9 protein-coding genes are annotated in these 13,667 nt (G+C 67.5%); 6 read left to right on the top strand and 3 right to left on the bottom strand.

All coding sequences use genetic code 11. The annotated features are described in order from the left end of the window. Nucleotides 1–77 precede the first annotated feature (77 nt). Nucleotides 78–1,070 (bottom strand): phosphate/phosphite/phosphonate ABC transporter substrate-binding protein, encoded by a 993-nt coding sequence (phnD, locus tag DQG17_RS19125; protein WP_116134474.1) that lies wholly within the window; start codon nt 1,068–1,070, stop codon nt 78–80. A gap of 214 nt (nt 1,071–1,284) precedes the next feature. Between phnD and DQG17_RS19120 the strand changes: the two genes are divergently transcribed. The 3 genes from DQG17_RS19120 (at nt 1,285) to DQG17_RS19110 (ending at nt 5,415) form a co-directional block, all read left to right on the top strand. Next, entirely contained in the window at nt 1,285–1,944 is a 660-nt protein-coding gene (locus DQG17_RS19120) for a response regulator transcription factor (protein WP_116134473.1), read from the top strand. A gap of 91 nt (nt 1,945–2,035) precedes the next feature. Continuing rightward, a complete protein-coding gene (locus DQG17_RS19115) occupies nt 2,036–4,369 on the top strand; it encodes a sensor histidine kinase (protein WP_198666209.1) in 2,334 nt (777 codons plus the stop codon). 83 nt (nt 4,370–4,452) lie between these two features. After that, the gene (locus tag DQG17_RS19110) at nt 4,453–5,415 is read left to right on the top strand and encodes an HAD-IIA family hydrolase (protein WP_232829510.1); all 963 of its coding nucleotides are present in this window, start codon (nt 4,453–4,455) and stop codon (nt 5,413–5,415) included. Nucleotides 5,416–5,418: 3 nt separating this feature from the next. On the opposite strand, the gene DQG17_RS19105 is transcribed toward DQG17_RS19110, so the two are convergent. Further along, on the bottom strand, nt 5,419–6,111 hold the full coding sequence (locus tag DQG17_RS19105; RefSeq protein WP_116134471.1) for a response regulator transcription factor: 693 nt from the start codon (nt 6,109–6,111) through the stop codon (nt 5,419–5,421). Next, on the bottom strand, nt 6,108–8,423 hold the full coding sequence (locus DQG17_RS19100) for an ATP-binding protein (protein ID WP_232829509.1): 2,316 nt from the start codon (nt 8,421–8,423) through the stop codon (nt 6,108–6,110). The genes DQG17_RS19105 and DQG17_RS19100 overlap by 4 nt, the downstream gene beginning before the upstream one ends. 233 nt (nt 8,424–8,656) lie before the next feature. Here DQG17_RS19100 and DQG17_RS19095 point away from each other — a divergent pair, with 233 nt between their 5' ends. Genes DQG17_RS19095 through torA form a run of 3 tightly spaced genes read left to right on the top strand, consistent with a single transcriptional unit; the run spans nt 8,657 to nt 13,427 of the window. Then, entirely contained in the window at nt 8,657–10,285 is a 1,629-nt protein-coding gene (locus DQG17_RS19095) for a c-type cytochrome (RefSeq protein WP_116134470.1), read from the top strand. Further along, on the top strand, nt 10,282–10,956 hold the full coding sequence (locus tag DQG17_RS19090; RefSeq protein WP_116134469.1) for a molecular chaperone: 675 nt from the start codon (nt 10,282–10,284) through the stop codon (nt 10,954–10,956). Before DQG17_RS19095 ends, DQG17_RS19090 begins: the two co-directional genes overlap by 4 nt. Beyond that, nucleotides 10,953–13,427 (top strand): trimethylamine-N-oxide reductase TorA, encoded by a 2,475-nt coding sequence (gene torA, locus DQG17_RS19085; protein ID WP_116134468.1) that lies wholly within the window; start codon nt 10,953–10,955, stop codon nt 13,425–13,427. The genes DQG17_RS19090 and torA overlap by 4 nt, the downstream gene beginning before the upstream one ends. The last annotated feature ends 240 nt before the right edge of the window (nt 13,428–13,667 follow it).

The raw sequence follows: 13,667 nt of genomic DNA, 5'->3' as shown, positions 1-13,667 counted from the left end.
GGCGGAAAAAGGGGGGCGGCGCAGGAAATCGGGAAGCTGCGCCGCCCGGATCGGAACGGTGGGACGGGCCGTTCCGGTTACTTCTTTTGCTGGGTTTCGTAGACCGCGCGGTTATAGGGCGTGCCGGCCGCCTCGGCGACGGCGCGGATCGGCGCCCAGTCCTTCAGGTAGGTGATCGGCACGAAACGGTCGTCGCCTTCCAGTTCCACCTGCATCTCGTCGGTGAAGGTGAAGTTGAAGAAGCATTCCTTCACCTTGGCGGCCAGGTCGGGTGCCAGATCGTGGGCATAGGCGAAGGACGAGGTCGGGAAGACCTCGGAGGTATAGAGGATGCGGTAATCGTCGGCGTTGACGTCGCCGCGCGCCGCCATCCGGGTGAAGACGTCCGAGGCGACCGGCGCCATGTCATAGTCGCCCGCCCCGACGCCAAGGACCGACTTGTCGTGGCCGCCCGACATCAGCGGCTCGTAATCCGCGTCCGGGGTCAGCCCCTGATCGGGAAACAGCGCCCGCGGCGCAAGGTTGCCCGAGTTCGACGAGGCCGAGGTATGGGCGACGCGGTGGCCGGCGAGGTCAGACAGCGTCTGATAGGGCGAATCCGCCCGCACGATGGCAATCAGGTGATAGCCCTGCACACCTTCGGCACTGCCCTTGGCGGCAAAGGGCACGGCCCCGGCAAGGTTCACCGCAAAGCCGGTCGGCCCCGAGGAGAAGCCTGCGAAATGCAGCCGGCCCGAGCGCATCGCCTCGATCTGCGCGGTATTCGACTGCACCGGATAATAGACGATATTCTTGCCGAGGCATTCCTTCAGATGTTCGGTGAAGGGCTGGAACAGGTTGGCATAGACCGCCGGGTCCTCGACCGGGGTATAGGACCAGACCAGGGTCGAGGGGTCGCGCCAGTCCTTGGGGTCGCTCGGCGCATCGGCGGTCAGATCGCCATCGGCATCGCAATAGCCATAGTCGAGCTGCCCGGTCTGCGGGCAGTCCTCGGCCCGGGCCGGGGCGGTGGCAAGCAGGCTCCCGGCAAATGCGCACAGGCCGAGCGTGAACAGGAATTGGGTCTTCATCGTATCTCCTCCCGATCGGCCCCGCCTCCTCTGCGGGGCCGCTGAAGCAGGACCATAGCGACATTCGCTGTCATAATTCTGTCACCCCGCTTTGCACCTGCAGCAATGCGCGGGCCGAAGGCCATTTGTCCTCAGCCACTTGCAAAGATGCAAGGCCCGGCTATCGTCGGAGCCCGCGCCGGCGGGGGGCCGGTTGGGGGAGGGGTCAAACGCCATGCGCGTGCTGCTGGTCGAGGACGACGAGGATATTGCCGATGCGATCCTGTCGCGTCTGCGGCGGCGTGGCTGCGATCTGCAGCATCAGGCCGATGGCGCGGCGGGGGCCGAGGCGGCGCTGGACGAGACGCTCGACATCATCGTGCTCGACGTCAATCTGCCGGGGCAGAGCGGGTTCGAGATCATTCGCCAGATGCGCGCGGCGGGCATCAAGACGCCGGTGCTGATCCTGACCGCGCGGTCGCAGATCGGCGACAAGATCAGCCTGTTCGGCCTTGGCGCCGACGATTATCTGGTCAAGCCCTTCGATCTGCGCGAGCTTGAGGCGCGGATCGATGCGCTGGCCCGGCGGCGTCTGGGCGAGGCGCAGCCGGTCGTCGCCTTCGGCGATCTGCGGCTGAACCTGTCGCATCGCTCGGCGACGCTGGGCGGCGCGCCCCTCGAACTCGGCAAGCGGGAGTTCGAGGTGCTGGCGACGCTGGTCGCGGCGGGCGCGCGCGTGGTCAGCAAGGACAGTCTGGTCGTGCGGCTGTTCGGGTTCGAGGATCAGGGGTCGAGCAATGCGGTCGAATTGCTGGTCTCGCGCCTGCGCCGCAAGCTGTCGGGGTCGAGCGTCGGCATCCAGACCCAGCGGGGGGTCGGCTATTACCTCGGCTGAGCCTGAAACCGCAGGGCCGGGCACGGGCTGGCACCTGCGCATCGGGCGCGCCTGGGCCGGCTCGATCCGTATCCGGCTGCTGACCGGCGCGTTGCTGTTCCTGCTGCTCGCGGTCCTCGTGCTGCTGCTGGTCGCCGACCGCTTTGCCCTGCGCGCCGCCGACCGCGCGTTCGACAATGTGCTGGTGGCCTCCGCCTATTCGATTGCCGACACGCTCGAATTCGACGGCGATGCGGTGTCGGTCGACATCCCGTTTTCGGCCTTCGCGATCCTTGGCACCTCGCGGCTGAACCGGGTGTTCTATCGCGTCGTCGATCACCACGGCCGCCTTGTGACCGGCTCGCCGACGCTGGGACTCGAGGTGCCGTTGCCCTCGCGCGGCGGCACGCAGGTGATCGACAGCAGCTATCGCGGGCAGGCGGTGCGGCTGGCGGTTGTCAGCCGGTATCGGGCGGGGCTGGCCTCGTCGGGCTGGGTCACAATCATGGTGGGCGAGACCCGCGAGGCGCGGGTCGATCTGGCCCGCACCCTGACGCGCAACGCGATCATTCCGGTCATCGTGCTGGCGGTCGCGGCCTTCGGGCTGATCGTGATCGCGGTGGCGACCAGCCTGGCGCCCTTGCGCCAGATCGAAAGCTCGATCCGGGCGCGCTCGTCCGAGAACCTGACCCCGCTCGACAACCCGGCCCCGGCCGAGGTGCAGACCCTGTTCGCCGGGTTCAACGATTTCATGCACCGGCTTGCCGCAACGCTCGACGGGTTGAAATCCGTCATCGCGGATGCCGCGCATCAGCTTCGCACGCCGCTCGCCGCGATCCGGTCGCAGGCCGAGGTGGCGCTCGATGAATGCGACGATCCGGGCGTGCGGCGGCGGCTGGAGCGGATCTTGCAGAACGCCAAGTCGGCCGGCTCGCTCGCGAACCGTTTGCTTGGCGACGCCACGGTGCTGCACAGGTTAGAGACCAAGGCCAAGGCGCCGGTCGCCGTCGCCGACCTGGCGGTCGAGATCGCCGAGCGCATGGCGTTGCAGGAGGGCCGCGAGATCACGGTTGACGCAGGCCCCGAGCTCGCCCGGCTGCGGGTTCTGGCCGATCCGCTGTCGTTGCGCGAAATGCTGGTCAACGTGGTCGAAAACGCCCTGACCCATGCCGCCGACGGCCCGGTGCGGATCGCGCTGGCGCGCGCGGCGGGCATGGTGACGATCTGCGTCTCGGACCGCGGCCCGGGCATTCCGCCCGCGCTGCGCGAGGTGGTGTTCGAGCGGTTCTACAGCACGTCGGCCGGGCAGCGGGGAACCGGGCTTGGCCTGTCGATTGCCCGCAAGGTGGCGCGCGCCAGCGGCGGCGACATCACGCTGCAATCGAATGCGAACCGCGGGCTGACCGCCCGGATCAGCCTGCCGGTCCTGCCCGATGGGGCGGGGCTTTCCGGTCAGGTCCTGTCGCTTATTGCCTTGGGCCTGATGCTGGCGCTGCCGTTCGGTGCGGCCCGTCCCGCCGCCGCGCAGGGGGCTGCGGGCGAGCCGACGCTGGTCGTTCCCTTCAACGCCGTCCACGCCGACAGCTTTCATATCCCGGCACTGGCCGAGGGCTTTCGCCTGCTGCCGATGTTTGCCAGCGACGCGACCTCGCGGGTGATCGGCATGGTTGCGGGCGGCAACAAGGCCGATCTTGTGGTGCTCGATGCCCCGGATCTGAGCGTGCTTCTGGCCAACGAGGGCTATCTTCTGGCGCTGCCCGATGTGGTGCGGCGGCGCGACCTTGCCGCCGATGCCCATTGGCGTGGCGAGATCTTCAAGCTCGGGCTCGACCCCGCGCTGATGCTGGTCCGGCCCGGGGCCTTCGGGTCCGAGGCGCCACCGACGACGCGGCGCGAACTGATCTCGACCCTCGAACGCGACCCGGACCGGTTCCGTGGCCGGGTCGGGGTGGTCAATATCGGGATCGACGCGCTGTCCTATGTCTTTGCCACGCAGGATTCCGAACGCTCGCCGCTGTTCTGGCGCATCGCCCGCGCCATCGGGTTGACCGAGGGGCAGGTGTTCGCCCATCCCCGCGATCTGGTCGCGGCCATCGCGGCGGGCCGGATCGACATCGCCTATAACGTGCCATGGTCGGCGATCGACCCGGCACCTTTGCACGCGGCGGGCGTCGCGGTGATCTGCCCCAGCGACTATATCATCGCCTCGCCCTGGACCGTCCTTGTCCCCGGTCAGGCGCGGTTTCCCGATGCGGCGGCAGGCCAGCTTGAGGTCCTGCTCGACCGTCCGTTTCCCGCCCCCGCCGTCAGCTGCGATCTGGGCCAGTCTGCCTATAACCTCAACCTGCAGGAAATCGCGCTTGGCCCCGAGCTGCTGGCATTTCGGGACGGGCTGAAGAAATCGAAATTCCTCGATACCTGGTTCCAGCTTTCGACAGTTCCCTGATGGCCGGTCCCGCGGCGCGCGCTGCCATTGACCCCGTGGCCCGCGCGGACGATACCGCCGGGGACGACAGAAGGAGCGCGCCCGTGAAAGACGCCGACATGACCCGGACCGGGTCGGACAGTGGCCTCGGCCATGCAGCGGCAATCCCGCAGACGACTGGTGCGGCCTTTGCGGCCTATGAGGCGGTGCGCCACCGCCTGCCGCCCGCCGGACGGCCCGGGGCCTGCATCGCGGCCGAGACGCTCGACGACATTGCCGGGCATTTCGACGCCTTCCTGCTCGATGCCTTCGGGGTGCTGAACATCGGCGAAACGGCCATTCCGGGGGTGGCCGACCGGATTGCCGGGCTGCGCGCCCGCGGCAAGCGGGTCATGGTCGTGTCGAATGCCGCGGGCCTGCCGCAGGCGACGCTGGTCGCGAAATATGCCCGCCTCGGCTATGACTTCGCGCCAGAGGACGTGATCAGCAGCCGCGCCGCGTTGCTGGCGGGAATGGCGGGCTGGCCGCGTCTGTCCTGGGGGATCATGGCCAACCCCGAGGTCGGGCTCGCGGATCTCGAAGCGCTCGACGTCACCTATCTTCAGGACGATCCGGCCGCCTATGCGGCGGTCGAGGGGTTTCTGCTGGTCGGCAGCGGGGTCTGGACGGCGCGCCGACAACAGATGCTGGAGGCCGCGTTGATCGCCCGTCCGCGCCCGGTGCTGGTCGGCAATCCCGATATCGTTGCGCCCTGCGAGGCCGGGTTTTCCATCGAGCCGGGGTTTTATGCCCACCGCGTGGCAGAGATACTGGGCGTGGTGCCCGAGTTCTTCGGCAAGCCCTATGGCAATATCTATGATCTGGCGTTCCGCCGCCTTGGCCCGGATGTTCCGCCCGAACGCATCGTGATGGTCGGCGACAGCCTGCACACCGATATCCTTGGCGCGCAGACCGCCGGGATCGGATCGGCGCTGATCGCGGGCTACGGGTTCTTTGCCGGTCACGACGCGCAAGCGGCCATCGCGGGGTCGGGGATCCGCCCGGATTACGTGCTGGCGCGTCCCTGAGGTCTAATCCGCCGGCTCATCCTCGGTCAGGATATAGCCGATGCCATGCACGGTGACGATCCCGCACTTGCTGCCGCGCAGCCGGCGGCGCAGCCGCGAAACGAGGACATCGACCGTGCGGTCGCCATAGACCCATTCGCGGCCGCAGATCGCCATGCTCATCCCGGCCCGGTCGAGCGGCTGGCCAAGCGCGCGGATCAGGCAGACCAGAAGCCGGGTTTCGGCCGGCGACAGCACCTCGGTCCGCCCGGCGACCGACAGCCGCCGGGTCAGGACGTTCAGCCGCAATCTGGAACCGACGGCGACGATTGCCTCGTCGCTCGGCGCCCGCCGCACCGCGACGTGCCGTTCGATACGGGCGCGCAGCACCGCGGGTTCGACCGGCTTGCAGATGTAATCGAGCGCGCCAAGCCCGAGGCCCAGCACCTGATCGTCGGGCGAGCCAAGGCTCGACAGCACGATGAAGGGCGATTTCGCCTCGGCCTGGATCGCCTGCGCCAGCAGCAGCCCATCGGTGTCTGGCAGACGCCGGTCGAGGATGACCAGATCGAAATGCCCGGCGGTCAGCGCCTCGCGCGCCGAGGCGCCATCGCCCGCGCAGGTGAAGCGGTGGCCCAATTGGGTCACCACATCCTCGACCATGAGCTGGATCAGCACATCGTCGTCCACGAGCAGGATTTCGGCGGCTTCGGTCATGTCAGGGGGGCGCCTTCGAGCCGGTCGGCCCAGTCGGCCGGCAAGGTGCAGGCCAGCGCCGCGCCATGGGCCGCGGCCCGCAATGCGGCATCCGCGGCGGGGTCCGAATGCACGCCCTCAAGCCGTTGCAGCGCCGCAGCGATCTCGGCCAGACCGAAAATCTTGGCGCCGCTGACCAGCTTGTGGGCATGTCCGGCAATCGCGGCGTCCGGGCCATCGGGGCTGGCATTGCTCAGCAGGGGGCGGAACGCCGACCAGCTTTCGGTGAAGGCCGCGGCCATCTTGCGCTGAACCGCCGGTGACAGCCCGTCGAGCAGCCCGGCGGGCGGCCGGGTCGCCCCCTGGATGGCGCGGGCCAGCGCTCGGGCATCGAGCGGCTTGTCGAGCAGCGCGGTGAACAGGCCGACATCCTCGGGCGATTGCCGGACCCAGTCGACATTCGCGCTGAGCAGCAGGATCGGCGCGTCGCGCAGCGCGGGATCGCGGCGAAGCTGGCGGGCAAGGTCGGCCCCGGTGCCGTCGGGCAGACGATAATCGAGGATGAACAGGTCATAGCTTTGCGAGGCGGCCAGGCAAAGCGCCTGCGCCTGACCGATGCTGTGGGCATGATCGACCGAAAGGCCGAGGCGTTCGAGCATGGCGATGGTGACCAGCGCATTGATCGGATCGTCATCGACCAGCAGGCAGCTCTGGTCGAGCCGGCGGTCGAGCGGCGCGGAGCGCCGCGGCGGCTCGGTGGCCTCGGTCGCGACGAGGGGCAGGCGGACCTCGATGGTCGCGCCCTCGTCGGCATCGAGGGCCTTGATGCTGCCGCCAAGCGCCAGCGTCATCCGCTGCGCGATGGCAAGGCCAAGCCCGGCGCCGTCCTTCGCTGTCGCGCGCGGCCGCAGTTCGGCGGGGACGCTGCTCAGCAGGGCGCAGATCTCGTCGGACAGGCCCGGCCCGTGATCGGCAATGCAAAAGACCAGCGCGCCTGCGTCGGTCTCAAGGCTGATCGTGACCCCGCGCCCGTCGTCGTGGCGCAGCGCATTCTGCACCAGATTGCTCAGCACCTGCTGGGTCATCGACCAGTCGAGCCGCACCAGAGCCGGCACCTCGGGCGCGATCTCAAGGCGCAGCGGCACGCCCTGCTGGCGGGCAAGGATGCCCTTGACCTGGCGCAGATCGCCAAGGGCCGCCCGCAGATCGACGGTATCGGGGCGCGGCTGCGGCGCCTGATGTTCGAACCGCGAGAAGTTCAGCACATTTTCGAGCGTCGTGTTCAGCGACCGCGCCGAACTGTCCAGCAGTTCGACCAGCTTTTCGCTTTCCTCGGGGTCGGCGCCCTTCAGCAGACCGGCGGCGCCGAGGACACTGTGCAGCGGGCCGCGGATCTCGTGGGCCATGGCGGCCAGAAACAGCGACATCGTGCGTTCGGCGTCGCGCGCGGCGCGCACGGCCTGATGGTGTTCGGTCACGTCGTGCATCAGGATGATCTGCCAGCTTTCGAACTTGTGCGAGGCGTCCTCGACCACGCGAACCCGGATGTCGAAACAGCAGCGGCCCTTGCTGCGGGTCTGCATCCAGATCGCGTCCCACTGGCTGCCGGTGGTCTGCAGGATCTCGTCGACGATGGCCTGCAGCTCGACCCGGTGCGGCTGCAGGGCCAGACGATAGGTCAGCGCGCCCGCCTCGGACAGATCGAGAAAGGCCTGCAGCGCCGCCTGATTGGCGGTGACAAGCTGGCCGCTGTCGGTCGCGATGAAAACGGGAATGCGCAGGCTTTCCAGCGCCGCAAAATACCGGTCGCGTTCGCGGGTCAGCCGCCGCAGGCTTTCGCCCAAGGCCAGATCCCGCGGGCCGGTTGCGGCCCAGGGTGCGAGCATCGCCAGTTCGACCTCGTCGAAGAACTCGTCGATCCGCACGAGGAACGTCTCTGGCGCCTCCAGCATCATCTCGGGGTCCTGACCGGGCAGCGTCAGAAGCGCGGAAAAGTGGTCCAGATAGACCCGGCGATAGAGCTTGAACAGACCGTTGTGCAGCTCCAGCGGCACGCCGGCGTCGTGATGGGTCTGCGCGATCTGGCGCAGCCGGTCAAAGCGCGGGTCCTTGCGGTAATCGTTGTGGCCGTCATGGCCCGCGTGGTGCTGCGGCCCCGAAAGATAGCCCACCAGACACAGGTTCAGGCATTCGGTCGACTCGGTCCAGGCGCCGCGCAGCGAACTGGTCTGGTCGGCATAGCCCTTTTGCCGGGCAAGACCCACGATCTCGTCGACCAGCCGGTCGCATTCTTTGCGCAGGATCCGCGACAATCGTTCGGCGGGCCAGATCATCGGCATGTTCCCTGAAACGTCATTTCCCGCCCGATACTCCCTTACTCCACGGCATCTTTCAAACCCCGAGCGCGGCGGCAACCGGAAACCCGATTCCGGGGAGCCGTCAGGGGTCGGGCCGACTTCACGTCTCGTTTACATTTCATTCACAAGCCTGAAGCCTTTGGCCCGCCGCAAAACGCTATAGTGACGCCCAAATCGGCACCCTGCGGGGGTTCAAGGAGGCACGCGACATGGCGACAAGACGCAATACCCTATTCCGGATTGCGGGGGGCACGGCCCTTCTGGGTGTGCTCGGGTTCGTGGTCCTGACCTCTCCCTGGACCTGGTCGGCGACCCATCCCGGCCGCGATCTGCCCGAGATCGCCGGCGCCGATCTGGCGAACGGACGCAACGTCTATCTGACCGCCGACTGCGGCACCTGCCACATGACACAGGGCCAGGACGACGACACGCTTCTGGGCGGCGGCCGCGCGCTCGACTCGGAATTCGGCATTTTCCACATGCCCAACATCTCGCCCGACGAGACCGCCGGGATCGGCAAATGGACGCTGGCCGAATTCGACCGTGCGATGCGCGAGGGTGTCGGCCCCGGCGGGATGTGGCCGGACGGGCAGAACCTGTATCCGGCCTTCCCCTATACCTCCTACCAGCGCATGTCGGGCGACGATGTCCGCGACCTCTATGCCTATATCATGACGCTGCCGGAGGTGGCCGAGGCTGCGCCGCCCCACGAGCTTAAATTCCCGTTCAACCTGCGCCGCGGCGTCGGGGTCTGGCGGCTGGCGTTCCTGGACGGCAAGCCCCTCGAACCGGGTCCGGTGCCCGACGGCGTCGATGCCGATCAATACCACCGCGGGCAGTATCTGGTCGAAAGCACGGCCCACTGTGCCGAATGCCACTCGCCCCGCAACGCCATGGGCGTCGTCATCGGGTCCGAGCGCTATGCGGGCGGGCCGAGCGCCGATGGCTCGTTCTATGTCCCCAACATCACGCCGGACGAAACCGGGATCGGGTTCTGGGCGCCGGCGGCGATTGCCAATTACCTCCACACCGGGGTCAGCCCGATTGGCCGCGCCTCGGACGGCGACATGGCCGAGATCATCGCGAACACCTCGCAGCTTCCGTTCGCGGACCTGCAGGCGATGGCGGTCTATCTCAAGCATGTGCCGGCCGTCGACAAACCGGCGCCGGGGATGCCCGAGCCGAACATGACCAACAAGCTCGTCATGCTTGAGAACGTGGTGCGGGCGGCGCCGAACCTGCCGACCTCGCCCGAGGCCGAGATCGCGCAAGACGACGACGCCTCGGTGGTCGCGACCAAGAACGTCTGGCTCGATGGCGCGGCGCTTGGCACCGACACCCCGGCGCAGGGCAAGCTGCTTGGCAGCGCGCTTGTAAACGTCGCGGCGCGCGACGGCGACAAGCTGCAGCTGGTGCTGAAGGGCTGGCAGATGGAGGATGCGCCCTCGGTCGTCTATCAGTCCAAGGGACACCGGGTGATGACCGCGGTGCTGGACGATACCGCCGCGGCGGCCGTCGTGCGCGGCGCGCCCGAGACCGATGCCGATACCGGGCAGGTCTGGGTGCCGGCCGAGATCACGCTGTGGTCGGATGCGGCCGATCTGAACACCAACCGGCAGGCGCTGTGGTCCTATGGGCAGGACACCTATCAGAAGGCCTGTGCCGCCTGCCACGTGCTGCCTCAGCAGGAGCATTTCACGGCGAACCAGTGGGTCGGCACGCTCAACTCGATGAAGCGGTTCACCTCGTTCACGGACGACCAGTATCGCCTGATCCTGGCCTATCTGCAGAACCATTCGAAGGACCTCAACGCCGACGGCGAAACGGCGGTGGAATGATGACCCTGACCGTGAACATCGATCCATCCGAGGTGCCAGAGCTTGTCTTCGTGGCGGAATGGCTGGCGCAGCAATTCCTGACCCCGCCCGACGAGGCCCGCGTGCTGGCCGCCAGATCGATGCAGGGCCAGATCGCCCTGCAGTCGATCGGCACATTCCTTGGCCAGTCCCAGGCGACAGACGCGGTCTGCGCGGTTCTGGCCTCGGGCTCGGCGCCCGCGATCACGGTGGCGCTGCAACGCCGCCACGTTGCGCTGTTCGAGGGCATTTTCCGGCGCCGCAGCATCGGGCCCTATGCCAGCCTGTGGGATGGCACCGGCCGGCTTCAGGGTCCGGCGGTCGGGCGCATGAACATCATCCTGCGCGCGCTCGACGTGCATCTCGACGCCCTCTGCACCGAGCCGCCCGACCATGTCGCGGTTCAGCTTGTGGCGCTGGCCGAAGCGCTGCGTCAGGGCCGGCCCGATTGTGTGGCGGGCCTGTACCGCGAAATGTCCGGCTGGACGGACCGCTTCGCGGCCGCGCTGATCGAGGCCGATGGCGCGGGATATTACGGCAATGTGGCGCGGTTGCTGATCGCGCTTCTCGACAGGATCGCACCGGACCGCCCCGCGGCGGGCGATCGTGACATGGCGGCCGCCGCCACATCGTTCGGAAAGGACAGGCTATGACCAGCAATTCGACCATGACCACGCAAGGGCCTTCGCTTTCCAGGCGCAACCTTCTCAAGACATCGGCGGCGGCGGCAGCGCTCGGCTTTTCCGGTCTGTCGCTGCTGGCCCGCGGCGCGCTTGCGCAGAGCGCGCAGAAGGGCATCCTGTCGGGCAGCCACTGGGGGGTGTTCTACGGCAATGTCGAGGATGGCCGCGCGGTCGAATTCGTGCCGTGGGAAGGCGACCCGGCGCCCTCGCCGCAGCTTCCCGGCATTCTCGACTCGGTCTATTCGGAATCCCGCATCCGCTATCCCATGGTGCGCCGCGCCTGGCTTGAGCAAGGCCCGGGCGCCGACCCCGACGGGCGCGGGACGGGCGATTTCGTCCGCGTCAGCTGGGATCAGGCGGTCGAACTGGTCGCGGGCGAGATCACCCGCATCCGCGAAACCTATGGCCAGCAGGCGGTGTTCGCCGGCTCCTATGGCTGGAAAAGCCCGGGGAAGCTGCACAATTGCCAGACCCTCATGCGGCGGATGCTGAACCTGACGGGCAGCTATACCAACAGCACCGGCGATTATTCGACCGGTGCGGCACAGGTGATCCTGCCCTATGTCTCGGGCTCGCTCGAAGTCTATGAGCAATGCACCACCTGGCAGAACCTGGCCGAGAACTGCGAACTGATGGTGTTCTGGGGCTGCAACCCGCTGAACAATTCGCAGATCTCGTGGCAGATCGCCGATCACGGTGCCTGGCCGGGCATCGCGCTGATGAAGGCGGCGGGCACCAAGGTGCTTTGCATCGACCCGGTGCGGACCGAGACCTGCGAGGCGCTGAACGGCGACTGGCTGGCCCCGCGGCCGCAGACCGATGTCGCGATGATGCTGGGGATCGCCTATACGCTTTATGACGAGGGGCTGCACGATCAGGCCTTTCTCGACCGCTACACCACCGGCTTTGACAAGTTCCTGCCCTATCTGCTGGGGCAGACCGATGGCACCCCGAAGACGGCCGACTGGGCCGCGGGGATCAGCGGCATTCCGGCCGAGACGCTGCGCGGTCTGGCGCGGGAATTTGCCGCGAAACGGACCATGCTGGCCCTCGGCTTCTCGACCCAGCGCCAGCACCATGGCGAACAGGTTCACTGGATGCTGATCACGCTGGCCTCGATGCTGGGGCAGATCGGTCTGCCGGGCGGCGGCTATGGCCTCAGCTACCACTATGCCTCGGGCGGTGCGCCGACCCACACGACGCCGATCCTGAAGTCGATCGACGATGCCTCGGGTCAGGTGGCCGAGGGCGCGGCCTGGCTTGCGCAGAGCGGGGCGGTGTCGATCCCGGTGTCGCGGTTCGTCGAAACGCTGCTGAACCCCGGCAAGATCATGCAGTTCAACGGCCGCGAGATCGAGCTGCCGCTGATCAAGATGGCCTATTGGGTCGGCGGCAACCCGTTCTCGCATCACCAGAACCGCAACGAGATGCTGCGCGCCTGGCGCGAGCTGGACACCTTCATCGTGCAGGACGTGCAATGGACGGCCTCGGCGCGCCACGCCGATATCGTGCTGCCCGCGACCACATCCTACGAGCGCAACGACATCGAACAGGTCGGCGACTATGCCATCAGCCATATCGTCCCGATGAAGAAGATCATCGAACCGGTGTTCGAGGCGCGCAGCGATTTCGACATCTTCGGGGCGATCTCGGAAAAGCTCGGGGTTGGCTATGCCTATTCCCAAGGGTTGAGCGAGATGGACTGGATCCGCGGCATCTATGAATCCGCCAAGATCGAATCCCGCGCGAAAGGCATGGAAATGCCGGTGTTCGAGGTGTTCTGGGAGGGCAACAAGCCGCTCGAATTCCCGCTGAGCGAGGCGCAGGCAGAATTCGTGCGTCACGCGTCCTTCCGCGAGGACCCGTTGCTGAACGCGCTTGGCACCGCGTCGGGCAAGTTCGAGCTCTATTCCACGGCAATCGCGAAATACGATTATGACGATTGCCCGCCGCACGCGACCTGGATCGAACCGATCGAACGTCTGGGCGGGCCGGACACCAAATATCCGCTGCATGTGGCCGCGAACCACCCGCAGATGCGGCTGCATTCGCAGCTTTGCGGCACCGTGAACCGCGAAAGCTATGCGGTTGCGGGGCGCGAGCCGTGCTGGATGAACCCGGCCGATGCCGCCGAACGGGGGCTGTCGGATGGCGACGTGGTGCGGGTGTTCAACGACCGTGGCCAGATCCTGACCGGGCTGATCGTGACCGACCAGATCCGGCCCGGTGTGATCCGCATCAACGAGGGCGGCTGGTTCGACCCGGTCAATCCGCGCGAGATCGGCAGCCTTGACGCCTATGGCGACGTCAACACCCTGACCACCGGGGTGGCGACCTCGCGTTTGGCGCAGGGCAACTGCGGCCACACCGCCATGGCCGATGTCGAACGCTACAGCGGGGTTCTGCCGCCGGTGACGGTGTTCAGCCAGCCGGCAGGCTGAGGGCAGCGAAGACAGCGACAGGGACCGGCCCTTTGTGCAGCGTCACAGAGGGCCGGTCTGCGTTGAGGACGGCTGGGGATCTTGGCCGCGCAAACGGCCGCGGCGGGGTCACAGGCGGATCGGAACGGTGCCGCGCGGGCCGCCAGCGGACGCGATTGCCGGCTGGCCGCTGCTGGACGCCATGGTGCTGTGCTCCTCGATGGCCGATCTTGTCACCGTGCATATCGTGCTGGAGGGCTG

Origin of the sequence: Tropicimonas sp. IMCC34043 (genome assembly GCF_003390845.1) — a bacterium.
In the GTDB taxonomy this organism is placed as follows: domain Bacteria; phylum Pseudomonadota; class Alphaproteobacteria; order Rhodobacterales; family Rhodobacteraceae; genus Tropicimonas.
This window is presented reverse-complemented; position numbering and strand designations above follow the sequence as displayed.